Origin of the sequence: Paenibacillus sp. FSL K6-1230, from assembly GCF_038002385.1 — a bacterium.
Lineage (GTDB): Bacteria > Bacillota > Bacilli > Paenibacillales > Paenibacillaceae > Paenibacillus > Paenibacillus massiliensis.
In genome coordinates, this window is record NZ_JBBOCK010000001.1 from 725,682 (window position 1) to 751,853 (window position 26,172).

Below are 26,172 nucleotides of genomic sequence, written 5' to 3' on the forward strand. Positions count from 1 at the left end.
TCACGACAAGCAAGCATTGCATTGCTTCGGGGTGATTCAGGGTTCTAGGTTTTTTTGTTTGTACATGCTATGGTTATTTCTACACATGCTACGAACTATCCAATCCAAATTCAAAGGAGTAGACATCATGGATAAAAATGCTTTGTCCAAAGAAATACTGAAGCATGTCGGTGGAGAAGAGAACATCGATCAAGTCACACACTGTATGACCCGTCTGCGCTTCAACCTGAATGACAACAATATTGCGAACAAGCAAGCATTGCAGAACACTCCTGGAGTTATGGGCGTTATGGTGAATGGCGGCCAGTTCCAGGTTATCATCGGTAACGATGTGCCAGTGGTATATAACGAGCTGGTGAATAACATGTCCAAATCCCCAGATGCGAAAAAAGCAAGCACAGGCGATACTGAGCCGGTCAAGAAGAAGCGCTCTGTAAGTGATGTGCTGGGCTTCATCTCCGGGATCTTCACTCCGATCCTGCCGGCCATCGTCGGCGCAGGGATGATCAAGGGGATTGTAGCCTTGCTGGTCTCCATGGGCTGGATGACCGAAGGCAGCATGAACCATTCCATTCTGTCCGCTATTGGCGACGGAGCATTCTACTTCCTCCCGATCATTTTGGGCTTTAGTGCAGCGAAGAAGCTGGGAAGTAACCCATATATCGGTGCAGCGATTGGTGCGGCTATAGTCCATCCGACGCTTATTACCTTGCTAGCTTCTGGAGAGCCTGTGACCTTCGCTGGATTGCCTGTATTGGCAGCAACGTATTCTTCATCGGTTATTCCAATTGTATTGGCCGTATGGCTGGCATCTTACGTTGAGAAATTCGTAGATAAATATACACATGCTTCCCTGAAATTGATTGTGGTGCCAACGGTAACTCTGCTGATCATTGCACCAATTACATTGATCGCAGTTGGACCACTTGGTGTAGTTGTAGGTAACGGATTGGCAGATGGTATTGCCTGGTTGTTCGCAAATGCCGGACTGCTGGCTGGTCTGCTTGTAGGAGGTACCTTCTCCCTGATTATCATTACAGGTATGCACTATGCCTTGGCTCCGATCATTATCGGATCGATTGCTACACTGGGCTATGATTATCTGATTCCACTGATGCTGATGGCGAACATGGCACAAGCAGCTAGTGCTTTCGGTGTTGGTCTGCGTACGAAGAATAAAGGGGTTCGCTCCACAGCGTATTCTACTGCTGTTACGGCATTTATGGGTATTACTGAGCCGGCGATGTACGGTGTGAACATGCGCTTTAAGAAACCGTTCCTGGCAGCACTCATCGGTGCAGCTGTCGGTGGTGCCTTCATGAGCTTCTTCGGCGCCAAGGCTTTTGCAATGAGTGGTATCGTAGGTATTACAGCTCTGCCGGTCATGATTGGACCATCTTTCGTATACACCATCCTGGGTCTGGTTATTGGTATGGCTGTGGCTGTCGTTCTGACTTATGTACTTGGCTTTGAAGATGTGAAAGAGGCAGCTCCTGCTACCGAGACTACAGCTGTTGAGAGCTCTGCTGTAGCAAGCGGGTCTGCTGCAACTGCGGCTGTACAGACACCAGAAGAAGTCAAAATGCAGGATGAGCAAATTTTCAGTCCGATTGCTGGAGAAGTGAAGCCGCTGTCTGCGGTCAATGACCCTGCGTTCTCGGAAGAGATTATGGGTAAAGGCGTGGCGATCCAGCCGTCCGAAGGCCGTGTGGTATCTCCAGTGAACGGAACGGTGTTCTCCTTGTCCAAGAGCGGTCATGCGATTGGTCTGGTAAGTGATACAGGTGCTGAGATGCTGATTCACATCGGTATCGACACCGTGAAGCTCAAAGGGCAGCATTTCTCACCGCAAGTCCAGGCGGGAGCGAAGGTATCTGTCGGAGATGTGCTGATGGAATTCGACCATGTTGAGATTGCCAAGGCAGGTTACGATACCATTACTCCAGTAATCATTACCAACATTCACAACTACAGCTCCATTGAATCCTCCGGTGCTTCCACGGTACAGGAGAAAGAGTTGCTGTATACCGTTAAGGCTTAAGCCTTGATGGACTTATAGAGATATAGAAGAATAAAGCCTTGATCGGAGCATTCGTGCTCTGTCGAAACATACTTGGAGCTTACAATGCTAATGGAGCTGTCCCAAAAGCCATGAAATGGCTGCTTGGGATGGCTTCGTTTTTTAAGTAGGATCAACGTGTGCGCTTGGATGGACGCTCCGCGAACGGACCTTTGTTACAATCGCTGTTGTCCCCAGATTTTATCTATTCTCCTAAGCGGTGAAAATCCGGGGACAAAGGCGACCGCTGCCGCTTTTCCACAATAAGTCCGTCCGCTCCGCTGCTTTAAGCGGAAGTGCTGCCTCAATCTTCGATTGGAGTTAGCTGTCGCAAGTGTAGGGGAAAACTACTTATGGGACAGTCCTCTGATATGAAGCTTAGCCCCCTTATTCCTGGAACCAGGCCCTTGCCTTATCGCTGGCTGGCGGAAGCTTCATTCCTTTTTTCCACACCAACACGCTGTCATCTGGTCTGCCATAATACAGGGCTGTGATCTCCCGATCTTCGCCGTATCTCTGCTTGTAGATTTGCAGCTCATGGTCTATGGCCTCATAATAACGAATTGCAATATCAGCCTTGGCTTTCGTGGGGAAGACAGGGCGGTATGGAATGACATAAAAATTCCCATCCTCATCCATTTCGTATTTGGCACGATTCGAATCGAACCCATCCGTCAAGGTGACATGATAAGCAATGCGGCCATTATCTAGCTGCCCTAGGTCCGTAATGGCAATAACCTGAGATGAGACAGGGATGACGTCCCAGCGAAACAGGCCAATGTAACCGAGAAGCAGCACACTACAAACGGATAAGGAAAGCAGGGTGCCCTTCACAAAGGACGTCCATTTTGAACGGCTCCAGCTTACTGATATTTTACGAATCACTTCGGCATCTTGACGATAAGGTTTGTTCGCTTCCAACGATAAGCGCAGATCTGCTCTCAGTTGTGCCAACTCTTCTCTTAGCTCAGGTGACGCTTGCAATTGCTTCTCCACCAGCTCCTCGCTCTCTAGGCTGCATACCCCGTCAACATACAAAGGCAGCAAATCTCTGATAATGTTATCATGTACCCTGTTGCTCATCCCTGTTCCTCCTCCTTCATCAACCCCTGAATCTTTTGCTTGGAACGATAGAACGTTACCCTTGCCCAGCCTTCGCTTTTCTCGAACAGTCCGCTGATCTCGGCGAAGGACAGCTCGCCAAATACTCTCAGCGTGAACACCTCTTTGTACGGCTCCTTCATGTGGTGCAGCGCCAGATGAAGGCGCATCGTTTCATCTTTTATCAGCAGCATTTTCTCCGGGTCGCCGTCTTCGTCCTGGAAGGGGCCATCCTCCTCCAGCGGAACCCAACGTTTTTGTTTGTCGAGATGGGAAAAATAAGTGTTCTTGGCAATCTGGCACAGCCAGACACCAAGCTTACAATGGCCTTTGAAGCTATGAATGCTTCTCAGCGCCTTGAAGAACGTCTCCTGTGTAATCTCTTCGGAAAGGGCTTCATTGCGGCTTAAAGCATAGACAAAGCGATAGACGTCCCGAAAATATTGATTATAAATCTGCTCAAAGTCTGTCACGCCTTCACATCCTCACGAACATATGACTGGCATGCTTGTCATTCGTTACAAAAGTAAGAACGAATTTTATAGGAAAATGTTTCCGGATAGCAGCTTACGGAGGGATCAGAGCATAAAAAGGTCAAAATTTGACCTTAATAAAGTAAAATAACCCCGCTGTCTGTAAGCGTCATCATGTTATGCTTAAGTTATTAAGTACTAACTTTGTTAATTGGGAAAGGAAGAGACAGATGAGTCCTGAGAAAGAATACACAAAAATAGCGCAAGATGTTATTAAAGGACTTGGCGGAGAGGACAATATCATTTCCATGGCGCATTGTGCCACAAGATTGCGTCTGATTGTGAAGGACAGGGAAATTATTGATGATGAGTTTATCGAAAATATTGACAAGGCCAAAGGGGTTTTCTTTACTTCAGGGCAATTTCAAATCATTTTCGGAACCGGTACCGTAAACAAGGTGTATGAAGCGATGATCAGCGAGAACATATCATCTACATCCAAGGCGGATTTGAAAGAGCAAGCCTCTACCCAGGATGATAACTTCTTCAAAAGAATGATCCGCATCTTCGGGGATGTGTTCGTTCCCATTATCCCTGCGCTGGTTGCCACGGGATTGTTCATGGGAGTTCGTGGGCTGGTCACCCAGCCAGCATTGCTCCAGCTATTTGGACTTACACCGGATACGATTCCCGCGAATTTCTTATTGTTTACCCAGATATTGACCGATACAGCCTTTGCTTTTCTACCCGTACTGGTCTGCTGGTCGGCCTTTAGAGTGTTCGGTGGATCGCCATTGTTGGGAATATTGCTAGGGTTAATGCTGGTGAGCCCATCCTTGCCTACATCTTGGGATGTCGCCCAGAAGGTGCAAGAGCCGCTTGTATTCTTGGGCTTCATTAAAATTGCAGGCTATCAGGGATCAGTGCTGCCCGCATTCATCATAGGGGTCGTGGGAGCATTGCTGGAAAAGAGAATTAGAAAATCTGTTCCGGAAGCCCTGGATTTGATATTAACTCCATTTTTGACCCTGCTGGTCACATTGGTGTTAGGACTATTTATCATCGGTCCAATTTTCCATGAGGTCGAAGTGTTAATCTTGGCTGGCGTGACGGCTATATTGCAATTACCGTTTGGTATTGGTGGTTTTATTTACGGTGGTATTAACCAGATTATCGTCGTTACTGGGTTGCACCATGCTTTGAACCTGATTGAAATACAGATGCTGGTGGATAACGGCTGGAATATGGTCAACCCGATTAGCTCAGCGTCTATTTGTGCACAAGCAGGAGCTGCGTTGGCTGTCGGACTGAAGGCCAGAAGTGTAAAAACCAAATCCATCGCTTATCCTTCTGCGTTGTCAGCGTTATTGGGGATTACAGAGCCTGCTATTTTCGGAGTAAATATTCGGTACGGCAAGCCGTTCCTGATGGGACTGATTGGCGGAGCGGTTGGCGGATTTTTCGCACGGATTTTTGATATTCAGGCAACAGGGATGTCGATTACGGCGATTCCAGGAATCTTGTTGTATCTGAATCAGCAGATCCTACTGTACATTGTCGTCTGTGTTATCGGTTTTGCTGTGGCCTTTGCACTTACCTGGTTCTTTGGATTCAAAGAGAAAACAGCACATCAATAAAATATAGTGGAGAGAAAACATGGACAACCAATTACTGCTTAAGAAACTAGATAGCCTTTCTATAGAAGAGAAAATAGGCCAACTGGTCCAACTGACCGGTGATTTCTTTGAAGGGGATATGGATACGGTCGTAACAGGACCTCTGAAGAAGTTGGGGTTAGACAGCAGTTACAATGTATACAATACTGGCTCCATCCTGAACGTGACCGATCCCGATAAGATTATCCGGCTGCAGACCGAATATTTGAAGAGATCAACACATCAAATCCCGCTGCTGTTCATGGCAGATATTATCTATGGCTATCGGACGATCTTCCCAATTCCGCTTGCTCAAGCTTGCAGTTGGAACTATGAGCAGATTGAGCAGGCGGCTGCGATGTCTGCACGGGAGTGCTATGATGAGGGCATCCATGTGACCTTTTCCCCGATGGTGGATATTGTTAGAGATCCCCGCTGGGGGCGAGTAATGGAATCGCCTGGAGAGGATACCCTGCTGGCTATGAAATATGCGGAGAGTCTGGTGCTGGGCATTCAGGGAGAGTCTGGGCAGCGCACTATACCACCTCATAAGATCGCCGCTTGCGTCAAGCATTTTGCCGCCTACGGGGCGCCTGTCGCCGGGCGTGAATACAACGCTGTGGATATGTCGGAGCATATGCTTAGGCAATATTATCTGCCAGGCTATCAAGCCGCGATTGCAGCAGGGGCCAAGCTGGTGATGACTGCATTCAATACCCTGAATGGCATCCCTGCAACCGGAAACGAATGGCTGAATCGTGAAGTGCTGAGGCGGGACATGAAGTTCGAGGGTGTATTGATCTCGGATTATGCCGCAATAGAGGAGCTAATCATGCACGGCTATGCTGAGGATGGTGCCGACGCTGCAAAGCTGGCCTTACTCGCTGGGGTGGATGTGGATATGAAGACGGCAATCTACGCCAATCAATTAGAGAAGGTCATATCAGGGAACGAGCATTTGCTGAGTCTATTGAACGAAGCAGTGTATCGTGTATTACAGTTAAAAAACGATCTGGGGCTATTTGAGGACCCATTCCGGGGCTTGCAGGACACCTTGCAGCAGCAGAAGAGTAGTGTGCTGTCGGATGAACATAGACAAGCTGCATTATCCTTGGCAGAGGAATCTGTAGTCCTGCTGAAAAATGAACACCAAGTGCTGCCACTGTCCAAGCATGCCAAGGTAGCTTTGATTGGCCCCTATGCTGAGGAAAGCTCTACCCTTGGTATGTGGGCGATCAAGGGGGACGAGGCCGATACCGTTAATCTGAAGACAGGACTCCTGAAGTACATTGTCCCCGACCTACTCTCGGTATGCAGGGGAGCGTACATGCTTCCACTTGCTGCGCGAGAAGCCCTTGGCAAATACGAGGAGAAGCTGGCTGCTGAAGCCGTTGCTGAGGACGATCTGCTGCAGGAAGCGATTCGAAATGCGAGCGAAGCCGATGTCATTGTTCTGGCACTTGGCGAAAGTGTCTACCAAAGCGGCGAGGGTGGATCACGAACAAGCCCGATGCTTCCGGAGTCCCAGCTAAGGCTGCTTCGTGAATTAAGCGTATTGAGCAAGCCAATGGTTGTCATTGTGTATAGCGGAAGGCCTCTGATTCTAACAGAGGTGGCTGCAGAGGCGGATGCCATGCTCCAGGCCTGGTATCCCGGCACTATGAGCGGGGAAGCGCTGGGCAATCTGTTGTATGGGGCAGCCAATCCGTCCGGGAAATTGACGATGACCTTTCCGCGTAGCGTCGGACAAATCCCGGTGTATTATAACGAGCTGAATACAGGAAGGCCCGATTTACCGGAAAATGGATCCTATCGTTTTGCAACCCGTTATATTGATGAAGTGAATGAGCCGCTATATCCGTTTGGGTATGGTCAATCCTACACCACATTTGAATACAGGCTGTTGTCCGTCAGCCGGGAAAGCATGCGCCACAATGAGACGGTCGATGTGAGCATCGCCGTCGAGAATACCGGAAGCCATGATGGGAAGGAGACACTCCAGCTGTATATTCGGGATAAATTCGCAAGTGTCGCAAGACCGGTGAAGGAATTAAAGGATTTTCGGAAAATCTTTGTGCGAAGCGGAGAGACGAGAGAGGTACAATTCTCAATTCATGAGGAAATGCTCCGATTTTACGGAAATACCTCAGAATATACAAGTGAGCCGGGCGAATTCGAGGTCTATATCGGTTCAAGCTCGCGTGATATCGTGTTTGCCTTCAGCTTTATGCTATTGCAGGAGGGGAAATCATGAAGAACAGCGAAGCTTATCACCTGAAATACCATATTACCCCGCCTTACGGACTGTTGAATGACCCGAACGGGCTTGCCTTTTTCCGTAGTCAATATCATGTATTCCATCAATGGAACCCGACTGGAACCGAGCATCGGAATAAATGTTGGGCCCACGTTGTGTCGGACGATCTGGTGCACTGGCGCAGGAAAGGTATCGCGCTGGAGCCTTCGGAATGGTATGACAAGGACGGCATTTATTCTGGAGGAAGTGTTGTACATGAGGACCAGCTGTATCTGTTCTACACTGGAAATGTGATCAGAGAGGACGGGGGGAAGGAAAGCTACCAATGCGCGGCCATCTCCGAGGACGGAGAGAGCTTCCGCAAGCTTGGTCCCTTGTTCCCGCATCCTCCGGGTTACACCCGGCATGTGCGGGATCCGAAGGTATGGAGAGACGATCGCGGGAGCTGGTGGCTGATCGTTGGAGCCCAAAGAGAGGATCAGACAGGAGATGCTCTGGTATACAAATCCGGGGATTTGTTGGCTTGGACATACCAAGGATCATTTCTGGAGCATGACCATACGTTCGGATATATGTGGGAATGCCCGGATGTGCTGTCGTTTGCCGAGCAGGATGTCTTCGTATTCTCGCCGCAGGGCTTGCCTGAAAAAGGAGAGTACTATAGAAATCCGAACCAATCCGGGTACATCCTTGGCGAGATATCAGATACAGGAAAATTTGATGGAAGCATAGAGGATTTTAAAGAGCTTGACCGAGGCTTTGACTTCTATGCGCCGCAGTCGTTTAAGGTTCGCGACCGACTGATCATGTTTGGCTGGATGAGTGCCATGAATGAAGATGCGGAGCGAGCTGTTCCGACCGTGCGTGAGGGCTGGCTCCATGCACTTACGCTTCCCAGAGAAATCGTACTAAGGAACGGCAGGTTGTATCAGATCCCGCTGTCTGAGCTTCAGGGCTTAAGGCAGCAAGGTGTACAGGCAGAGGTACAGGAGCACGGCTCATGGCAGCTGCCCTCTTTGCAGGCGGAGATTATCATTAGCTTCTCGGAGCTGAAGGAATCGTTCCGAGCAGTATTAAGAGGAAGTGTCGAGATCAGCTATGATTTCGAGGAGAACATTCTGACCGTCTGGAGAACGAGTTGGCTGACAAGCGAGAGAGAGTATAGGAAAGCGGAATTATCTCATAGACCTGTAGAGTTGCAATTATTCATTGAAAGCTCCAGCTTGGAGATCTTTGTGAATCAAGGAGAAGAAGTATTTTCTCTGCGATACTTCCTAGAAGATACCGAGCAGAGAAGCATACAGCTTGAGGCAGGCGGCAATAAAGGTCAGATTAACATTTATCCATTACGGGAATCCGTAGAATAAGGAGAGAATCATATGTTTCATTGGGGGCGAGATAAGAAAACAATGGAAGCGCTGGAGGTTGCTTTCCCCATCCCCGGCACAGCAGTAGCTCTGGATCAGGTGCCTGACCCTGCCTTTGCCCAGGGACATATGGGGGCAGGGGCAGCGATTGAGCCTGCCGAAGGAAAGGTGTACGCCCCGTTTGACGGGAAGATCGCTCATGTCATGGACAAGAGCAAGCATGCAGTTATTGTTGAACATAAAAGCGGTGTCCAGATTCTAATCCATGTCGGCATAGATACGGTCTCTTTAAAGGGCAATGGCTTCAGCCTTCATATCAAAAACGGAGCCAAGGTCAAAAAGGGACAATTGTTACTTGAGTTCGATATGCATCTCATCAAGGCTGCTGAGCTGTCACTACTCAGTCCTGTCCTTGTCCCGGATGGACTGGAGGTCGTGTCCGGTGTAGAGACTTATATCGGACAAAAGGGCGATGTCAGCAGTGGCACATTCATGACGGTGCATTTGAAATCATGAATCCGTCGAATAATAATCAGTTGCTTGTCGTGTGACCAGCAGACCAAGGAAGGTCGTTTTCTATTCCACATGTGGGATGAACGGCCTTCTTTTCGTGTTCGCTCGCCAAAGAATTGTAGCTTGTCGTGAGTAATTTTCTAACGGTATAGTTAAATTAATAACCAATAGATCCCCCGATCATGGCTGGCTGATGAGGTGTCGTGATGAAGAAGATATATGAACATATCGAAATAGACCGAAGAAAGATGATTAACCTCTTCACCTTTCAAGCGAGAGACATGGAGAGGGTTATTCCCATGCATTTTCATAGCAATATGGAGCTGATTTGCTGTATCAGCGGAGAACTGAAGGTATGGCATGAAGGGAAGATTACGATCCTGACGGACAATGACATGCTGTTCATGAACAGCAATGTCCCTCACTCCACCCAAAGTATTTCGGAGAACCGCGTTCTTGTGCTGCAATTTCCAGAGACCTTTTTTGCTGATGAACAAATCATTATACAATTGAATACACAGGAAGGGCAGGTTGAGGAGCCTACGCTCTCCAAATTAAGAACGCTCTTGATGGAAATATACGAACTGCATTACTCTACAGGCAGGTATGATTACATTCTCGAACAGAGCCGGATTGTGGAGCTTAAGTATTGGCTCCTTCAACACTTTGGCCAAGCCGTTGACTTTCAGCCGGAACTATTCAGTGCCAAGCAGCAGAAGCTCAAGACCATCATGGACTTTATTAAAGCGCATTACATGGAGAACATCAGTCTCGCTGAGACAGCGCGTGTCTGTGGGTATTCCGAGGCTTACTTGTCCCGTATGTTTCATGAATATACAGGCCAGACCTTTACTGAATACAAGCAAATTTTGTCCTTGGAAAAAGCCATTGACCTACTAGATACAACTAATAAGTCTCTGACCGAAATATCGTATGAAACGGGATTCCCCAACGTCAAATCTTTTCGTAAAGCATTCAGAGAAGTGATGGGGAAGACACCTTATGAATACAAAAAATCGCATACGAACTAAACGTATGACTACTGGTAAAGAAACCTGCATACATCCCATTCATAACGCGTCCCATTTCCTCATAGACTTCGTAGAAGAGGAGCCTTAGTTCTTGGGGGAGAGAGGGGAGGGTGCTCCATGGATGGGCAGGGTTGGAGACAAGCGCTATACAGCTATGTGAATCATTACAACAGAGTACAGGTGGGAGAGGGGCCTGTGCGGGAGGATGGCGTCATTACAGATCTGGGCCTACTGTACCAGCGAGGGGAGCTGCGGTCACGGCTTGCAGAATGGTATAGGGAGCGTGGAGCGGTGCCCCTGCGTAGCGAGACCCGGGCCAGTCAGCTCCGCGTTGTGACATCACTGCCGGAGGAGACTGTAGTGGATGTGCGACTGCAGCTTCGGGTGTTCTATGTGAAGGGTGGCATGACACATCGTGAGGACCGAATTGAGCAGGAGCGACTGACGTTTATTCGTGATGGACGGTACTGGATCATATCGCGGGTGGAGAGGGATTCCGCTGAGGGTCGCTCGGAGGCAGAGGCAACCTTCCCAGAGAGCGCGGATGGGCAAGGTTCGATCGTGAGACCAGACAATCCGCCATTTCTGAACCAGGAAGTGCTTGGTGCTAGCGGAGGAGGGCGGCCCATTCGATACAGGCGGGAAGAGGCAGTTGCTTATGCTGATCGATGGTGGGACAGCTACAATCCAGAGTTTGAAGCCTTCGATGTAGATTGTACCAATTATGTGTCGCAATGTCTCTTTGCAGGGGGGGCACCGATCCACTATACTGGTAAAAGAGAATCGGGCTGGTGGTACAAAGGGCGTTCTAGTGGCAAGGAGCTATGGAGCTTCAGCTGGGCGGTATCGAACGCGCTGGAGCGCTACTTGGGTGCTAGTGGGCGCAGCTTCGACGCGGTACCTGTGGAGCGACCGGAGCAGCTGATGCTTGGGGATGTTATCTCGTACGATTGGGATGGTGATGGTACGTTCCAGCATAGTGCGATCGTCACAGCTTTTGATGCCGGAGGTATGCCGCTGGTCAACGCCCATACCGTTAGCGCGCGTCATCGTTATTGGGATTACCGGGATTCTTATGCGTGGACGGACAGGACGGTCTATCGCTTTTATCATATTGCGGATCATCTGTAATCGATCACGTTTCAGAAATGAGTCTATCCAGATGGATGGCAGTTAAGCAGAACACACACAGGCTCGAGATCACTTGAGTCACAGGCATGGTCAGAAAGCGGAGGTAAGCATGGCAGAGAACAAATTGACAGTCGGTCTTGTCTATGGAGGCAAGTCAGGCGAACACGAGGTATCATTACAGACGGCATATGCCGTGCAGAATGCTTTTGATTTCAGCAAATATGCTATTATTCCATTCTACATCACTAAGCAGGGCGATTGGCGGAAAGGTGCGGAGATCCACGAGCCCTTCCCTGCCATTGAGGATCTGAAGCTACCGAACGCTAGCGCATCAAGCAAGGACGCAATGAATACCTTGTTCAGCAAGCTGTATGGTGAAGGTGGTGGGCCTGATATTATGTTCCCTCTGCTGCATGGCACATTCGGTGAGGACGGAACCATTCAAGGGCTCTTTGAGATGGCGGATATGCCTTACGTAGGAGCAGGCGTGCTTGCTTCTGCAGCGGGAATGGATAAGGTAGTCATGAAGAAGCTGTTTGCGCAGGCAGGACTGGAACAAGTCAATTTCTGCTATGCTACCAGCATTCAATGGCAGCAGGATCCGCATGAGCTGCTAATTCAGGTGGAACGTGAGCTGGGCTATCCATGCTTCGTTAAGCCTGCCAACCTGGGTTCCAGCGTCGGGATCTCCAAGGCCCGTAATCGTGAGGAATTGGAGAAGGCTGTGGAATTCGCCCTCCGTTATGATCTGAAGGTCATTGTAGAGGAGTTCGTGGATGCTCGCGAGGTAGAGGTCAGCGTGCTGGGGAATGAGGAGCCTATGGCATCTGTGCCTGGGGAGATTGTATCCTCTGCTGATTATTATGATTATGCTGCGAAATATACAGATGGCCAATCGGAAATGGTCATTCCGGCAGTGCTGGATGAGGAAGTTGTGGACCGTGTGCGTGAAGCTGCGTTGAAGGCATTCCGGGCTATAGAAGGCTGCGGTATTTCGCGAGTGGACTTCTTCGTCCGCAGATCGGATGGTCTCGTACTGATTAATGAGGTGAATACGATGCCAGGCTTCACCCCGTTCAGTATGTATCCGCTATTGTGGAGAGAGACTGGCGTATCCTATCCCGAGCTGCTTGATCATATGATCCGGTTGGGGTTAGAGCGTTATGCTCAGCGATCATCTCTGCAATATGAGCATGGTAACTAAGTTTGTTTATTTAATTAATTGTATTTAATACTAAGCATGTTAAGGGGAGAGATTCTCCCCTTTTTTTCATGATACAAGAGGTGCAGAAGTACACACTATCTACATAGTCCCAGCTACCATATAATATGTAATCCTCAAGTCTCTCTACAAGCCCTGTGTGGGGAATAATACATCGTGGAACGAACCAAGCTAAAATGATGTTCATGATATGGAATATTCACATACTGAACTCAGAGTTCACCAAGCAAGAGGGGTCTTGCTTCAGCTATCCGATAAAAGTTATTGCGTTACAGTTAATCGGCAATCGGAGATTAGCTGTTTTTCTGTTACAATCAATATACAGTATTCATATTTAGGAGGAATTCTCATGGGCTTCCAGACAGAGTTTAACTCGGTGTGTAAATTTAAGAGCGACCAAGAGCTGTACGAGCTGCTGGAATACGGGCGGGGGAAAATGGTGAAAAGCGGGCTGCGTGTCTTCCCGACAGGTCAGCAGGTTATTGCCTATAGTCCGGATAATGTTGCTGTTGCCATCGTAACCATCGTAGCGAGCATTGCCGAGATTAATTTTCAGGGTGAAGAGGTTACTGAGGTGGAAATGACGCTCAACCGTAAGCTGAACGAAGAGGAATCGAGAGTACAGACGGCCCTGGCAGATGAAATGTTCTTCAGTCGTCAGTCAGGTTCCTAGCATCTGGCGGAATTGAGACGCTACTTTCCGGGTAATATGCTTAATATAGACAGTCTGGCTTCGGGAGTGGATAGATGACTCGAGCAGGCTAGTGAAGTATGGACCCGGAAGGACGTGGAAGGCATGAGAGTCAGATTCGGATATGTAGCGATGTCCGTTACCGTCAGTAACGCATCTCCCTCCAGGACGATGACGTATGCCAGCTTTAGCAAAATCCCGGATAGAGAGGCTGCTATTCGCAAGCTGGAGCGTATCGGGGAGGAGAATCTACATAATACATTAAGGCTGCTGCGTCACAATATGGCGCACGATATTATGGTCTATCGCTTCTCATCCAAGCTCATTCCGCTGGCTACTCATGCGGAGCTGTGGGATTGGGACCCGTATCCTGTGTTGCGGCCAGCATTTGCCGCACTCGGAGATGTGATCAAGAAAGCGGGCATGAGGGTATCCTTTCATCCTGATCATTTTACTGTACTGAGCACGCCCCGCCCCGAGGTGCTTGCTAGCTCCGTCCGTGATCTCTGGCATCATGTTCGTATGCTGGAAGCCATGGGTCTGGGGCCAGCAGCGAAGAATAACATTCATATCGGTGGAGCCTATGGGGACAAACAGGCCTCAGCGCTACGCTTCGAAGAGCAGATAGCTCGTCTCGAACGGGCTATGCTGGAGCGGCTGACGCTGGAGAACGATGACAAGACCTTCACGGCATCCGAGACGCTGACCGTCTGCGAGCATACGGGACTGCCCATGGTACTGGACATTCACCATCAATGGGTTAACAATGACGGAGAGAGGCCTTGGGAGCTGTGGCCTGCCATATTGAAGACGTGGCATACACCACTCGCTCAGGCCGGATCTTCAGCAGATAAGCCCCTGCCACCTAAGATTCATGTATCCAGTCCCAAGAGCACGAAAGACCCAAGAGGTCATGCTGATCATGTCTCAATAGGGCCGTTGCTTGAATTTCTACGAGCCATAGCTGCCAAGACGCCGGAGCTCGATGTCATGATTGAGGCCAAGCGCAAGGATGAAGCACTGCTGAAGCTTATGGAGGATTTTCGAACCTACGAGGGTGAAGGGATTCGTATCCTGGATGGAGCGACGATTGAGGTAGAGGGCTGATGAGCGGAAATGCTGCTTGTCGCAATTTCGGGCGAAACTTTGCCATGGAAGTGGCGTATCTTGTACAAGCAAAGCAATCGAATTGATATTAATAATAACAACATCATGGGCACAGCAGCGTGGTTGCTGTGCTTATGGATGTGATATGAAAGTAGAGTGAGTGCTGTGAACGAGAGAGAACAAGAGAAGATTCCTTATGTCGTTACAAGCAAGAGCTATACTGCTGTAGCCATTAATGCTGCTTCAAAGGCGGGTGAATGGATCAAAAGTCGACTGGGAACGGTGGAGCACCTGAGTACGAAGCAATCTGCGCAGGATCTGGTCACCGAGGTGGACAAGGGAGCAGAGCAGATGATCCGCAGACTGATCCTGACCCATTTTCCAGACCATGCCATTCTGGGTGAAGAAGGTGTAGAGCCGGGGCGTGAGGCCGCTGCTGCAGCATTAAAGGCTGCACAGGAGGAAGAGTTCCTATGGATTATTGATCCGGTTGACGGTACGACGAATTTTGTACATGGCTTCCCTTATTATTCTGTATCCATTGCACTGGCTCATCAGGGTGAGGTTATCGTCGGGGTCATCTATGACCCGTCCAGGGACGAAATGTTTGTTGCTGAGAAAGGGAAGGGCGCTTATGTGCATGGTACACGAATGACTGTATCAGAGGAACGTGAGCTGGCCTCCAGCCTTGTCGCTATTGGTACGCCACCAGACCGTGAATTTGCGTTGCCCGTGAATATGAGGGCAATTCAGGCACTGGCTCCGCAGGTCAGAAGCCTCCGGGCCGGTGGCTCTGCTGCACTGCATCTGGCTTATGTAGCGGCCGGGCGTCTAAGCGCCTATACAGAAGTGGGATTGTCTCCTTGGGATGTGGCAGCGGGCGCCCTGCTGGTGCAGGAAGCGGGTGGTAGCATGACGGATACGGTCGGGAAGACTTATGATCTGACCGTACGCCATATTGTGGCCAGCAACAAGCATATTCATGCCGAGCTGCTGGATGTTCTGCACAAGAACAACGCAACAGGTCTGGAATAACGATGTAAAGTAATGTTGGTTCAAAATACCCCTTGCCGTTTAGTCCGGCTTGGGGTATTTTGAATGAAGATTATAGATTTTATACATTTTCGTCGAATGTAACCAATCTATATACGTCGGATAACCTTCGTGGACAATGGCTATTGTAAGAATGTACAGTGAGTGCCGCTATTCTTGTAACCTCAGCTTCCAGCTTGTACCTAACGATGTGCAGAAGGAGGAGTGTGATGGCGAACAAAATCAAAAGCGCTTTCATAAACGCTGGAATTCATCATAAGATGATGCTGCTCATTACGCTGCTTATGCTGACCAGCTTTGCCATTTTTGCTGCTGTGCTGACATACGTCTTCAACATATATGATGATCAAATGTACAAGAAGACCTCTCAGGTGCTGAACATGTCATCCATAGATATCGAGAATCAGCTCAAGGAAGTGGAGCGTCTCACGTTCAATGTCGTCTCAGACCAAGCGCTGCAGGATCATCTCAGACAGCTTGAGAAGGAGCAGTCCTCCTACGGTCGCACCGTGCTGCACAAGAAGATCACGAATCGGCTGATCTCTCTGGCTGGCTCAGAGAAATATGTCTATTCCATGTTGCTAATTGATAACGAGGGGAAGGTAATGGCGGCGGGGAACCGTGAAGGGATTCCTGAGGATCTGCGCTCTCATCTTGTCCGTCTTGCTCAGGAAAATAGCGGCTCCAATGCTTGGTTCGCTCCAGGAGACTCGTCACTGCTGGCAGCCCGTCAGATCAAGTCCTACACGGGTCAGACCTTTACCCTGCAAGGATTGGGTACCTTGGTGCTTAAGGTGCGTATCGACCGAATCGTCAATGAACGCGTACAGGATGCGGATAGCGGACAACTGATGATTGTAGACGGAGAACGCTTGATCTATCCTGAGGTCCCCCTGTTAAGCCCGAAAGGAATCAGCACGGAATTGAAGCGCACATTGCCTTATGGGATTGAATCCTACGACCAGGAGAGCTATTTTACGGCTAAAGCTACCTCAAGCTATACAGGCTGGACCTATTTGCACACGACTCCGTTTCAGGAAATGTTCCAAAGAGTCCAAGTGATCAAGGATCTGGTCATGGGGGTGTTCGTACTTATGCTGCTTGTAGCACTAGCATGCGGTGCGAAGCTCTCTGTCAGCATTACCAGGCCCATACAGCAGCTCATCGCGAATATGCGCAAGATCGAGCAAGGAAATCTTGACAAGCTAAAAGAGGAATCCCTTGGCCGCATGCCTTCTCCATCTCATAATGAAGTTAGTCTGCTCTATCGTACCTATATTAAAATGATCCGGCGCATTCGTGAGCTAATCGACGAGAATTATGCTAAGCAGCTATTACTTCGTGAGACAGAGTTGAAAGCGCTTCAAGCTCAGATTAATCCACATTTTCTATACAACACCCTGGAGTCCGTGAACTGGCTTGCCAAATTGAACAAGCAAGACAAGATATCGGAAATGGTGGAGGCGCTGGCTTTTCTGCTACGCAACGCCGTGAACCTGCAGGAGCAGCTGATTCCGCTTGAGCGTGAGCTGGATATTGTCCATAGCTATGTAACGATTCAGAAGACGCGCTTTGAAGAACGGCTGAACTTCGAGCTTGATCTGGACGAAGGAGTAGAGACAGCGCTTATTCCGAAGCTGACCCTGCAGCCTCTCGTGGAGAATGCCATTCACTATGCCCTTGAACCACGTATTGAGCCTTGTCATATCGTCATTCGTGTTCGTCGGCAGGATTCTGCGCTGGAGATCTGTGTTGAGGATGATGGTCCAGGGATGACCAGTGACTTCATAACCAGGCTGCATAGCGGCAAGGTCAAGACCCGAGGGCAAGGTATCGGTCTCTCTAATATTGAAGAACGTATTCAACTAACCTTCGGCCAAGCATGGGGTATCCGCCTAGAGAGTGGTCCTGGCCAAGGTACTGCTGTTCATGTCCGTATTCCATATGTGAAGGGGGAGGAAATTCATGTACAAAGTTCTGTTGGTTGATGATGAGCGTATGATTCTGGACGGCATATCTCAAGTGGTGGATTGGCAAAAATCAGGTGCCGAGCTGGTAGGCACGGCCCGCAATGGGCTGGAGGCTTACGATCAGATTGTGAGCAATCAGCCGGATATTGTGATTAGCGACATCTCTATGCCGGGACTGGACGGTCTTGGCCTCGTGGCGAAGACTCATGAAGCCTATCCGGATATCCGGTTCATCATGCTGTCAGGCCACAAGGATTTCGACTATGCCTGCCGCGCGATGCAATATGGTGTGAAGCACTATCTGTTGAAGCCATGTAATGAGAATCAGATCAGTGATGCTATCAATGAACTGCGTATAGAACGTGAAGAGCAGAGGGACCGGGACGACTTCGTAAGTCGGATGAAGCAGGATTTCGAGAAAATGCTACCTCATGTCAAATCGCAGGTGCTGCGTGAGTTCATCCTAAACAAGACATATGGAAGCCGGGATCTGGAATATTATCAGAACCTGTTCGGTCTGGAGCTGCAGAACAAGCAGGTGCAGATGGTGCTAATGCGACTGGAGGGTCCGCATGAGCCAGAGCATTGGTTCGCTCTTCAAAATATCGCCGCCGATGTGTTAGGCCGGGTTCTGTTCAGCACCACAATTCAGGGTCAGGTGCTTATTGTTCTGGAGAGTCCTGAGGAATCGAGTCAGCTAATGAGCGGAGTGGAGGAGGTTCGCAGCACCTTCCACAAATTTTATAAGCTGGAGGTCACGGCTGCTGTCACTGAATCGGATCGTATGTTAAAGCTGCGCAAGATGTACCGCGAGGCGCTAGAGTGTCTGAGTCACCGCTTTTATACGGGGGAAGGTAGTCTGATCACCAAGGATGATCTCGCTACGAGTGACTTGAAGGAAGGTGATGAGCTGGATCTCGATGTAGAGGAGCTGTGCATGCTTATTAAGGCTGGTAATCGGGAGAAAGCGGCAGAGGAAGTAGATCGTCTGTTCAGCATTCTTGCAGTACAGCGTCATGAGATTGCGGTGACCCGTTCCTACGTACTGCAGCTCTATGCGGCGATGATCCGGCTGTGCCCTCAGGAGGAACGAACAGACTTCACGGCTCAGATGGCCAGCCTGTCCGAGATGGATACGCTGTCGGAGCTACAGGAATTCGTCAAGAATGCGGCTGAGCGCCTGACAGCCCTCTATTACAAGCGTAATATCTATCGTCAGTCCTCAACTGTTGATAAAATGATCGGAATTATTGAGGAGAACTATCACAAATCAGACCTCTCCTTGAATGGGGTAGCGAATGAAATGCTTTATATGAACTCCGATTATCTCGGGAAGATCTTCAAACGTGTCACAGGGGACAACTTCTCTCATTATGTGAATCGCTATCGGATTGAGCGTGCAGCCGAGTACATCCGCCGAGAGGGTGATGTGAAAGTGTTCGAGCTGGCCGAGATGTTCGGTTTTGGTGGGAATGCGCAGTACTTCAGCCAGGTCTTCAAGAAATGGAGTGGGACGACACCCTCGGAGTATATCAGGTCCCAGCTGTAAGAGAATGAGGAGAGCGAGTCATTAAGCATATTCTTAGAGATAATTCTGATGTGAACTGTCGACTTGTTAAAAGTGAACCACTAGGATTAGGTTTCTGGTGGTTCATAGACGCTCTTTGTATAGCGCAAAGAGGATAAAGTAAGTTGAGGAAATCAACTCGGGCGTACGGCTTTATTCTGCAGGGGGGCGCTTTTTCTATAGGGAATTCTCATATATGAATAGAGGTGGGCGATGAAGCAGAGTCGGAACTTTTAAAATATGCTTGCTTTTATTCTGTGGACATGATAAATTAATGTTCTGCCGTTAAAGTGAGCGGCAAACGAGTGGATTAGAAAGTAAAAAGCCTTTTAAAAAAAGCTTGCACTTCTCTCGGAGACATGTTATGATCTTATAGCTGTCGCAAAAACGACAGAAAAGAAAAATGAAGTTGATCTTTGAAAACTGAACAACGAGTGAGCGGATTTTGCGAAGCAAAATCCAACGCAAAGGTTTTTGGTACATGTCTTTGACTGTATGAAAACTGGAGCAAACTAATGAGATATTAATCTCGTCAGATTCAAAATGAGCTATCGCTCTTTTCAATAACTTTATTGGAGAGTTTGATCCTGGCTCAGGACGAACGCTGGCGGCGTGCCTAATACATGCAAGTCGAGCGGACTTGATGGAGAGCTTGCTCTCCTGAGAGTTAGCGGCGGACGGGTGAGTAACACGTAGGCAACCTGCCCTTTGGACTGGGATAACTACCGGAAACGGTAGCTAATACCAGATAATTCACTTCTTCGCATGGAGAAGTGAGGAAAGACGGAGCAATCTGTCACCGGAGGATGGGCCTGCGGCGCATTAGCTAGTTGGAGAGGTAACGGCTCCCCAAGGCGACGATGCGTAGCCGACCTGAGAGGGTGATCGGCCACACTGGGACTGAGACACGGCCCAGACTCCTACGGGAGGCAGCAGTAGGGAATCTTCCGCAATGGGCGAAAGCCTGACGGAGCAACGCCGCGTGAGTGATGAAGGTTTTCGGATCGTAAAGCTCTGTTGCCAAGGAAGAACGTCCTTAAGAGTAACTGCTTAAGGAGTGACGGTACTTGAGAAGAAAGCCCCGGCTAACTACGTGCCAGCAGCCGCGGTAATACGTAGGGGGCAAGCGTTGTCCGGAATTATTGGGCGTAAAGCGCGCGCAGGCGGTCATTTAAGTCTGGTGTTTAAGCCCGGGGCTCAACCCCGGATCGCACGGGAAACTGGATGACTTGAGTGCAGAAGAGGAGAGTGGAATTCCACGTGTAGCGGTGAAATGCGTAGAGATGTGGAGGAACACCAGTGGCGAAGGCGACTCTCTGGGCTGTAACTGACGCTGAGGCGCGAAAGCGTGGGGAGCAAACAGGATTAGATACCCTGGTAGTCCACGCCGTAAACGATGAGTGCTAGGTGTTAGGGGTTTCGATACCCTTGGTGCCGAAGTTAACACATTAAGCACTCCGCCTGGGGAGTACGGTCGCAAGACTGAAACTCAAAGGAATTGACGGGGACCCGCACAAGCAGTGGAGTATGTGGTTTAATTCGAAGCAACGCGAAGAACCTTACCAGGTCTTGACATCTGAATGACCGGATCAGAGATGATCCTTTCCTTCGGGACATTCAAGACAGGTGGTGCATGGTTGTCGTCAGCTCGTGTCGTGAGATGTTGGGTTAAGTCCCGCAACGAGCGCAACCCTTGACCTTAGTTGCCAGCACTTCGGGTGGGCACTCTAGGGTGACTGCCGGTGACAAACCGGAGGAAGGTGGGGATGACGTCAAATCATCATGCCCCTTATGACCTGGGCTACACACGTACTACAATGGCTGGTACAACGGGAAGCGAAGCCGCGAGGTGGAGCCAATCCTAAAAAGCCAGTCTCAGTTCGGATTGCAGGCTGCAACTCGCCTGCATGAAGTCGGAATTGCTAGTAATCGCGGATCAGCATGCCGCGGTGAATACGTTCCCGGGTCTTGTACACACCGCCCGTCACACCACGAGAGTTTACAACACCCGAAGTCGGTGGGGTAACCGCAAGGAGCCAGCCGCCGAAGGTGGGGTAGATGATTGGGGTGAAGTCGTAACAAGGTAGCCGTATCGGAAGGTGCGGCTGGATCACCTCCTTTCTATGGAGAATCGCTTCCTGCAACGGAAGCATTCAAATCAGATCGATGTTCCATCGATCATAAGAAGAGGATATTCGGTACTGCGCTCTGCGCGTATGAAATCCTCTTCACAGCTCACTCGTTGCTCAGTTTTGAGAGTTCAACTCTCAAACTCATCTGTATGAAATTCATCCGCTCAAGCGAGATGGACCGAATTTCACACAGGGGCTGTTGTTTCACAACAGCATTGCACCTTGAAAACTGGATACCGAAACGAAACATTGCGTTTTAGAACATCTTTTAGCTGAACTTGTGTAAGCAAGTGAAAGTTATTAGCGGTTTGATCTTTTGCCTATGGCAAAAATCATGGTTAAGCTAATAAGAGCACACGGAGGATGCCTAGGCGCCAGGAGCCGACGAAGGACGTGGCGAACGACGAAATGCCTCGGGGAGCTGTAAGCAAGCTTCGATCCGGGGATGTCCGAATGGGGAAACCCGGCTACTGTAACAGGTAGTCACTCTTTGGTGAATACATAGCCAAAGGAGAGGCAGACCAGGGGAACTGAAACATCTAAGTACCCTGAGGAAGAGAAAACAATAGTGATTCCGTCAGTAGCGGCGAGCGAACGCGGATTAGCCCAAACCAGGAAGCTTGCTTCCTGGGGTTGTGGGACGTCTCACACGGAGTTACAAAGGTGTACCCTAGATGAAGAGGTCTGGAAAGGCCCGCGATAGAGGTAAAAGCCCTGTAATCGAAATGGTGCACCCTCCGAGACGGATCCCGAGTAGTGCGGGGCACGTGAAACCCCGTATGAATCCGGCAGGACCATCTGCCAAGGCTAAATACTCCCTGGCGACCGATAGTGAAGCAGTACCGTGAGGGAAAGGTGAAAAGCACCCCGGAAGGGGAGTGAAATAGAACCTGAAACCGTGTGCTTACAAGAAGTCAGAGCCCGATCTATGGGTGATGGCGTGCCTTTTGTAGAATGAACCGGCGAGTTACGTTCCCGTGCAAGGTTAAGGTGAAGAGCCGGAGCCGCAGCGAAAGCGAGTCTGAATAGGGCGATTTAGTACGTGGACGTAGACCCGAAACCGGGTGATCTACCCCTGTCCAGGGTGAAGGTGCGGTAACACGCACTGGAGGCCCGAACCCACGCACGTTGAAAAGTGCGGGGATGAGGTGGGGGTAGCGGAGAAATTCCAATCGAACCCGGAGATAGCTGGTTCTCCCCGAAATAGCTTTAGGGCTAGCCTCGGAAAAGAGAGTCGTGGAGGTAGAGCACTGATTGGGTGCGGGGCCCGCAAGGGTTACCAAGCTCAGTCAAACTCCGAATGCCATAGACTTAGTTCCGGGAGTCAGACAGTGAGTGCTAAGATCCATTGTCAAAAGGGAAACAGCCCAGACCATCAGCTAAGGTCCCCAAGTGTGTGTTAAGTGGGAAAGGATGTGGAGTTGCACAGACAACCAGGATGTTGGCTTAGAAGCAGCCACCATTGAAAGAGTGCGTAATAGCTCACTGGTCGAGTGACTCTGCGCCGAAAATGTAACGGGGCTAAACACACCACCGAAGCTATGGCTTGATGCTTGCATCAGGGGTAGGGGAGCGTTGTATGCAGGTTGAAGGTGTACCGTAAGGAGCGCTGGACAGCATACAAGTGAGAATGCCGGTATGAGTAACGAAAAGATCAGTGAGAATCTGATCCGCCGAAAGCCTAAGGGTTCCTGAGGAAGGCTCGTCCGCTCAGGGTAAGTCGGGACCTAAGGCGAGGCCGAAAGGCGTAGTCGAAGGACAACAGGTCGAAATTCCTGTACCACCGTAAACCGTTATGAACGATGGGGGGACGCAGGAGGGTAGTGACGCGGACTGATGGATGTCCGTCCAAGCAGTGAGGCTGATGTGTAGGCAAATCCGCACATCGTAAGGCTGGGCTGTGATGGGGAGTGAAAATTACAGTAGCGAAGGTCATGATCTCACACTGCCAAGAAAAGCCTCTAGTCAGGTGAAGGTGCCCGTACCGCAAACCGACACAGGTAGGCGAGAAGAGAATTCTAAGGCGCGCGGAAGAACTCTCGTTAAGGAACTCGGCAAAATGACCCCGTAACTTCGGGAGAAGGGGTGCCTCGGTAGGGTGAATAGCCCGAGGGGGCCGCAGTGAAAAGGCCCAAGCGACTGTTTAGCAAAAACACAGGTCTGTGCGAAGCCGCAAGGCGAAGTATACGGGCTGACGCCTGCCCGGTGCTGGAAGGTTAAGGGGAGTGGTTAGCCGCAAGGCGAAGCTATGAACCGAAGCCCCAGTAAACGGCGGCCGTAACTATAACGGTCCTAAGGTAGCGAAATTCCTTGTCAGGTAAATTCTGACCCGCACGAATGGCGTAACGACTTGGGCGCTGTCTCAACGAGAGATCCGGTGAAATTTTAATACCTGTGAAGATGCAGGTTACCCGCGACAAGACGGAAAGACCCCATGGAGCTTTACTGCAGCTTGATATTGAATTTGGGTACGATCTGTACAGGATAGGTGGGAGCCGTTGAAGCAGGAGCGCAAGCTTCTGTGGAGGCGTCCTTGGGATACCACCCTGATCGTATCTAGGTTCTAACCTGGTACCGTAATCCGGTACGGGGACAGTGTCAGGTGGGCAGTTTGACTGGGGCGGTCGCCTCCTAAAGAGTAACGGAGGCGCCCCAAGGTTCCCTCAGAATGGTTGGAAATCATTCGAAGAGTGCAAAGGCAGAAGGGAGCTTGACTGCGAGACCTACAAGTCGAGCAGGGACGAAAGTCGGGCTTAGTGATCCGGTGGTACCGCATGGAAGGGCCATCGCTCAACGGATAAAAGCTACCCTGGGGATAACAGGCTTATCTCCCCCAAGAGTCCACATCGACGGGGAGGTTTGGCACCTCGATGTCGGCTCATCGCATCCTGGGGCTGAAGTAGGTCCCAAGGGTTGGGCTGTTCGCCCATTAAAGCGGTACGCGAGCTGGGTTCAGAACGTCGTGAGACAGTTCGGTCCCTATCTGTCGTGGGCGTAGGAAATTTGAGAGGAGCTGTCCTTAGTACGAGAGGACCGGGATGGACGTACCGCTGGTGTACCAGTTGTTCCGCCAGGAGCACCGCTGGGTAGCTATGTACGGACGGGATAAGCGCTGAAAGCATCTAAGCGTGAAGCCCCCCTCAAGATGAGATTTCCCAATTAGTAAGACCCCTTGAAGACGACGAGGTAGATAGGCTGGGGGTGGAAGTGCAGTAATGCATGGAGCTGACCAGTACTAATCGGTCGAGGGCTTATCCTAAAGTAGAATGCAATGATTCGTTTCGGTTCCAGTTTTCAGGGTGTAATTCATGTGGATAACGTTTCAAGTAGACGTGATCCTACGTGAAGTACAAGCTGCATTTGGCGATGCAGTAACCTGAAAGAATACTGTGAAGGAATACGTATAAAAGTGCAGTACTCCAAAGCAGGCATAAGCATTTGTGAACCAAATGCACGTTTGGTGGCGATAGCGGAGGGGTTCCACACGTACCCATCCCGAACACGACCGTTAAGCCCTCCAGCGCCGATGGTACTTGGACCGAAGGGTCCTGGGAGAGTAGGACGCCGCCAAGCACCCCATATGGGGGTTTTTTTTCGCCTGTGCATGCGGCATACATACACATTGGAAGATATTCCCTGATAGCTCAGTTGGTAGAGCACTCGACTGTTAATCGAGTTGTCACAGGTTCGAGTCCTGTTCGGGGAGCCATATGGAGAGGTGTCCGAGTTGGCCGAAGGAGCACGATTGGAAATCGTGTAGGCGCCAAAAGCGTCTCGAGGGTTCGAATCCCTCTCTCTCCGTTGATTCACTAATTTACAAGGCCCGTTGGTCAAGGGGTTAAGACACCTCCCTTTCACGGAGGTAACAGGGGTTCGAATCCCCTACGGGTCATAAGGCTATCCCATAGCCGATGAAAAATGAGAACCCCTAGAGGTTCGTCGGAGCATAAGCTTCGATAGAAATACATCGCAGTTGACTTACATCGTAAGACGCAATCCATACGAGTCATAAATATGGAGGCTTAGCTCAGCTGGGAGAGCATCTGCCTTACAAGCAGAGGGTCGGGGGTTCGATCCCCTCAGCCTCCACCATAATTTAATATCGCGGGGTGGAGCAGTTCGGTAGCTCGTCGGGCTCATAACCCGAAGGTCACAGGTTCAAATCCTGTCCCCGCAATTATCTTTCAAGCGATTGAAAGTAACTCATGGAACTGTGGTGTAGAGGCCTAACATGCCTGCCTGTCACGCAGGAGATCGCGGGTTCGAATCCCGTCAGTTCCGCCATTTTGATTTAACTTCAGGGAAGAGAATCACTAAGGGTTCGTCGGAGCATGTGCTTCGTAAGCATGGACTTCTGTGTCGCACACGGAATGAGAGCATCCCGTTAGTTTTACCTTTTAATTTCATATGCCGGTGTAGCTCAACTGGTAGAGCAACTGACTTGTAATCAGTAGGTTGGGGGTTCAAGTCCTCTCGCCGGCACCATTGTGGAGGATTAGCGAAGTGGCCAAACGCATCAGACTGTAAATCTGCTCCCTTACGGGTTCGGTGGTTCGAATCCATCATCCTCCACCAGTTTTTTAGGGGCATAGTTTAAAGGTAGAACAGCGGTCTCCAAAACCGTTAGTGTGGGTTCAATTCCTGCTGCCCCTGCCATTTAACTCTCTTAATGAGAGCCATTAGCTCAGTTGGTAGAGCACCTGACTTTTAATCAGGGTGTCGAAGGTTCGAGTCCTTCATGGCTCACCATAATGTATCATATGCGCGTGTGGCGGAATTGGCAGACGCACTAGACTTAGGATCTAGCGTCTTTGACGTGGGGGTTCAAGTCCCTCCACGCGCA

15 protein-coding genes, 11 tRNA genes and 3 rRNA genes are annotated in these 26,172 nt (G+C 49.9%); 27 read left to right on the plus strand and 2 right to left on the minus strand.

Annotated elements, in window-relative coordinates:
* The first annotated feature begins 127 nt into the window (after nt 1–127).
* Nucleotides 128–2,041, plus strand: coding sequence for a beta-glucoside-specific PTS transporter subunit IIABC (locus MKX74_RS03185; protein WP_341177488.1), 1,914 nt, complete (start codon nt 128–130; stop codon nt 2,039–2,041).
* 405 nt (nt 2,042–2,446) lie between these two features.
* Here the strand turns inward: MKX74_RS03185 and MKX74_RS03190 are convergent, their stop codons facing one another.
* Nucleotides 2,447–3,142 (minus strand): zf-HC2 domain-containing protein, encoded by a 696-nt coding sequence (locus MKX74_RS03190; RefSeq protein ID WP_341177489.1) that lies wholly within the window; start codon nt 3,140–3,142, stop codon nt 2,447–2,449.
* Nucleotides 3,139–3,633, minus strand: coding sequence for an RNA polymerase sigma factor (locus MKX74_RS03195; protein ID WP_341177490.1), 495 nt, complete (start codon nt 3,631–3,633; stop codon nt 3,139–3,141). The genes MKX74_RS03190 and MKX74_RS03195 overlap by 4 nt, the downstream gene beginning before the upstream one ends.
* A gap of 230 nt (nt 3,634–3,863) precedes the next feature.
* Here MKX74_RS03195 and MKX74_RS03200 point away from each other — a divergent pair, with 230 nt between their 5' ends.
* The 26 genes from MKX74_RS03200 to MKX74_RS03325 all read left to right on the plus strand — a co-directional run bounded on the left by MKX74_RS03200 (nt 3,864) and on the right by MKX74_RS03325 (nt 26,172).
* The gene (locus MKX74_RS03200; protein ID WP_341177491.1) at nt 3,864–5,270 is read left to right on the plus strand and encodes a sucrose-specific PTS transporter subunit IIBC; all 1,407 of its coding nucleotides are present in this window, start codon (nt 3,864–3,866) and stop codon (nt 5,268–5,270) included.
* A gap of 19 nt (nt 5,271–5,289) precedes the next feature.
* Nucleotides 5,290–7,542, plus strand: coding sequence for a beta-glucosidase BglX (gene bglX, locus MKX74_RS03205; RefSeq protein WP_341177492.1), 2,253 nt, complete (start codon nt 5,290–5,292; stop codon nt 7,540–7,542).
* Nucleotides 7,539–8,912, plus strand: a complete 1,374-nt coding sequence (locus tag MKX74_RS03210) for a glycoside hydrolase family 32 protein (RefSeq protein WP_341177493.1) — start codon at nt 7,539–7,541, stop codon at nt 8,910–8,912. The genes bglX and MKX74_RS03210 overlap by 4 nt, the downstream gene beginning before the upstream one ends.
* Before the next feature lie 12 nt (nt 8,913–8,924).
* Complete coding sequence (locus MKX74_RS03215) at nt 8,925–9,428, plus strand: PTS sugar transporter subunit IIA (RefSeq protein ID WP_341177494.1); 504 nt, start codon at nt 8,925–8,927, stop codon at nt 9,426–9,428.
* 203 nt (nt 9,429–9,631) lie between these two features.
* Nucleotides 9,632–10,456 (plus strand): helix-turn-helix domain-containing protein, encoded by an 825-nt coding sequence (locus tag MKX74_RS03220; RefSeq protein WP_018887360.1) that lies wholly within the window; start codon nt 9,632–9,634, stop codon nt 10,454–10,456.
* Nucleotides 10,457–10,573: 117 nt separating this feature from the next.
* Nucleotides 10,574–11,587, plus strand: a complete 1,014-nt coding sequence (locus MKX74_RS03225; RefSeq protein ID WP_341177495.1) for an amidase domain-containing protein — start codon at nt 10,574–10,576, stop codon at nt 11,585–11,587.
* A 109-nt stretch (nt 11,588–11,696) separates the two neighbouring features.
* On the plus strand, nt 11,697–12,791 hold the full coding sequence (locus tag MKX74_RS03230) for a D-alanine--D-alanine ligase (protein WP_341177496.1): 1,095 nt from the start codon (nt 11,697–11,699) through the stop codon (nt 12,789–12,791).
* 367 nt (nt 12,792–13,158) lie between these two features.
* Nucleotides 13,159–13,482 (plus strand): hypothetical protein, encoded by a 324-nt coding sequence (locus tag MKX74_RS03235; protein WP_341177497.1) that lies wholly within the window; start codon nt 13,159–13,161, stop codon nt 13,480–13,482.
* Nucleotides 13,483–13,605: 123 nt separating this feature from the next.
* On the plus strand, nt 13,606–14,607 hold the full coding sequence (gene uvsE, locus MKX74_RS03240) for a UV DNA damage repair endonuclease UvsE (RefSeq protein WP_341177498.1): 1,002 nt from the start codon (nt 13,606–13,608) through the stop codon (nt 14,605–14,607).
* Between the two features lie 165 nt (nt 14,608–14,772).
* A complete protein-coding gene (locus MKX74_RS03245; protein WP_018887355.1) occupies nt 14,773–15,642 on the plus strand; it encodes an inositol monophosphatase family protein in 870 nt (289 codons plus the stop codon).
* A gap of 227 nt (nt 15,643–15,869) precedes the next feature.
* On the plus strand, nt 15,870–17,648 hold the full coding sequence (locus tag MKX74_RS03250) for a cache domain-containing sensor histidine kinase (RefSeq protein ID WP_341177499.1): 1,779 nt from the start codon (nt 15,870–15,872) through the stop codon (nt 17,646–17,648).
* A complete protein-coding gene (locus MKX74_RS03255) occupies nt 17,626–19,179 on the plus strand; it encodes a response regulator transcription factor (protein ID WP_341177500.1) in 1,554 nt (517 codons plus the stop codon). The genes MKX74_RS03250 and MKX74_RS03255 overlap by 23 nt, the downstream gene beginning before the upstream one ends.
* Nucleotides 19,180–19,766: 587 nt before the next feature.
* Nucleotides 19,767–21,318: ribosomal RNA gene (locus tag MKX74_RS03260) — 16S ribosomal RNA — on the plus strand.
* 347 nt (nt 21,319–21,665) lie between these two features.
* A 23S ribosomal RNA gene (locus MKX74_RS03265) occupies nt 21,666–24,588 on the plus strand.
* A 197-nt stretch (nt 24,589–24,785) separates the two neighbouring features.
* A 5S ribosomal RNA gene (gene rrf, locus MKX74_RS03270) occupies nt 24,786–24,902 on the plus strand.
* Together the 16S, 23S and 5S rRNA genes with 11 tRNA genes alongside form the textbook arrangement of a ribosomal RNA operon.
* 60 nt (nt 24,903–24,962) lie before the next feature.
* Nucleotides 24,963–25,038: transfer RNA gene (locus MKX74_RS03275), tRNA-Asn, on the plus strand.
* Nucleotides 25,039–25,041: 3 nt separating this feature from the next.
* Nucleotides 25,042–25,130, plus strand: a tRNA-Ser gene (locus tag MKX74_RS03280).
* 19 nt (nt 25,131–25,149) lie between these two features.
* A tRNA-Glu gene (locus MKX74_RS03285) sits at nt 25,150–25,221 on the plus strand.
* Nucleotides 25,222–25,345: 124 nt separating this feature from the next.
* Nucleotides 25,346–25,421 (plus strand) — tRNA-Val (locus tag MKX74_RS03290).
* An 11-nt stretch (nt 25,422–25,432) separates the two neighbouring features.
* Nucleotides 25,433–25,506 (plus strand) — tRNA-Met (locus MKX74_RS03295).
* Between the two features lie 30 nt (nt 25,507–25,536).
* Nucleotides 25,537–25,613, plus strand: a tRNA-Asp gene (locus MKX74_RS03300).
* A gap of 125 nt (nt 25,614–25,738) precedes the next feature.
* Nucleotides 25,739–25,814 (plus strand) — tRNA-Thr (locus tag MKX74_RS03305).
* A 4-nt stretch (nt 25,815–25,818) separates the two neighbouring features.
* Nucleotides 25,819–25,904, plus strand: a tRNA-Tyr gene (locus MKX74_RS03310).
* Between the two features lie 7 nt (nt 25,905–25,911).
* A tRNA-Trp gene (locus MKX74_RS03315) sits at nt 25,912–25,985 on the plus strand.
* Nucleotides 25,986–26,002: 17 nt separating this feature from the next.
* Nucleotides 26,003–26,078: transfer RNA gene (locus MKX74_RS03320), tRNA-Lys, on the plus strand.
* A 13-nt stretch (nt 26,079–26,091) separates the two neighbouring features.
* A tRNA-Leu gene (locus MKX74_RS03325) sits at nt 26,092–26,172 on the plus strand.

Bases quoted from the DNA above. Each gene is read 5' to 3' on its own strand.
- MKX74_RS03210 (WP_341177493.1), top strand. From the start codon at position 7,539: ATGAAGAACAGCGAAGCTTATCACCTGAAATACCATATTACCCCGCCT.
- MKX74_RS03225 (WP_341177495.1), top strand. From the start codon at position 10,574: ATGGATGGGCAGGGTTGGAGACAAGCGCTATACAGCTATGTGAATCAT.
- MKX74_RS03200 (WP_341177491.1), top strand. From the start codon at position 3,864: ATGAGTCCTGAGAAAGAATACACAAAAATAGCGCAAGATGTTATTAAA.
- MKX74_RS03230 (WP_341177496.1), top strand. From the start codon at position 11,697: ATGGCAGAGAACAAATTGACAGTCGGTCTTGTCTATGGAGGCAAGTCA.
- MKX74_RS03235 (WP_341177497.1), top strand. From the start codon at position 13,159: ATGGGCTTCCAGACAGAGTTTAACTCGGTGTGTAAATTTAAGAGCGAC.
- MKX74_RS03185 (WP_341177488.1), top strand. From the start codon at position 128: ATGGATAAAAATGCTTTGTCCAAAGAAATACTGAAGCATGTCGGTGGA.
- MKX74_RS03190 (WP_341177489.1), bottom strand. From the start codon at position 3,142: ATGAGCAACAGGGTACATGATAACATTATCAGAGATTTGCTGCCTTTG.
- MKX74_RS03215 (WP_341177494.1), top strand. From the start codon at position 8,925: ATGTTTCATTGGGGGCGAGATAAGAAAACAATGGAAGCGCTGGAGGTT.
- uvsE (WP_341177498.1), top strand. From the start codon at position 13,606: ATGAGAGTCAGATTCGGATATGTAGCGATGTCCGTTACCGTCAGTAAC.
- MKX74_RS03255 (WP_341177500.1), top strand. From the start codon at position 17,626: ATGTACAAAGTTCTGTTGGTTGATGATGAGCGTATGATTCTGGACGGC.
- bglX (WP_341177492.1), top strand. From the start codon at position 5,290: ATGGACAACCAATTACTGCTTAAGAAACTAGATAGCCTTTCTATAGAA.
- MKX74_RS03250 (WP_341177499.1), top strand. From the start codon at position 15,870: ATGGCGAACAAAATCAAAAGCGCTTTCATAAACGCTGGAATTCATCAT.
- MKX74_RS03220 (WP_018887360.1), top strand. From the start codon at position 9,632: ATGAAGAAGATATATGAACATATCGAAATAGACCGAAGAAAGATGATT.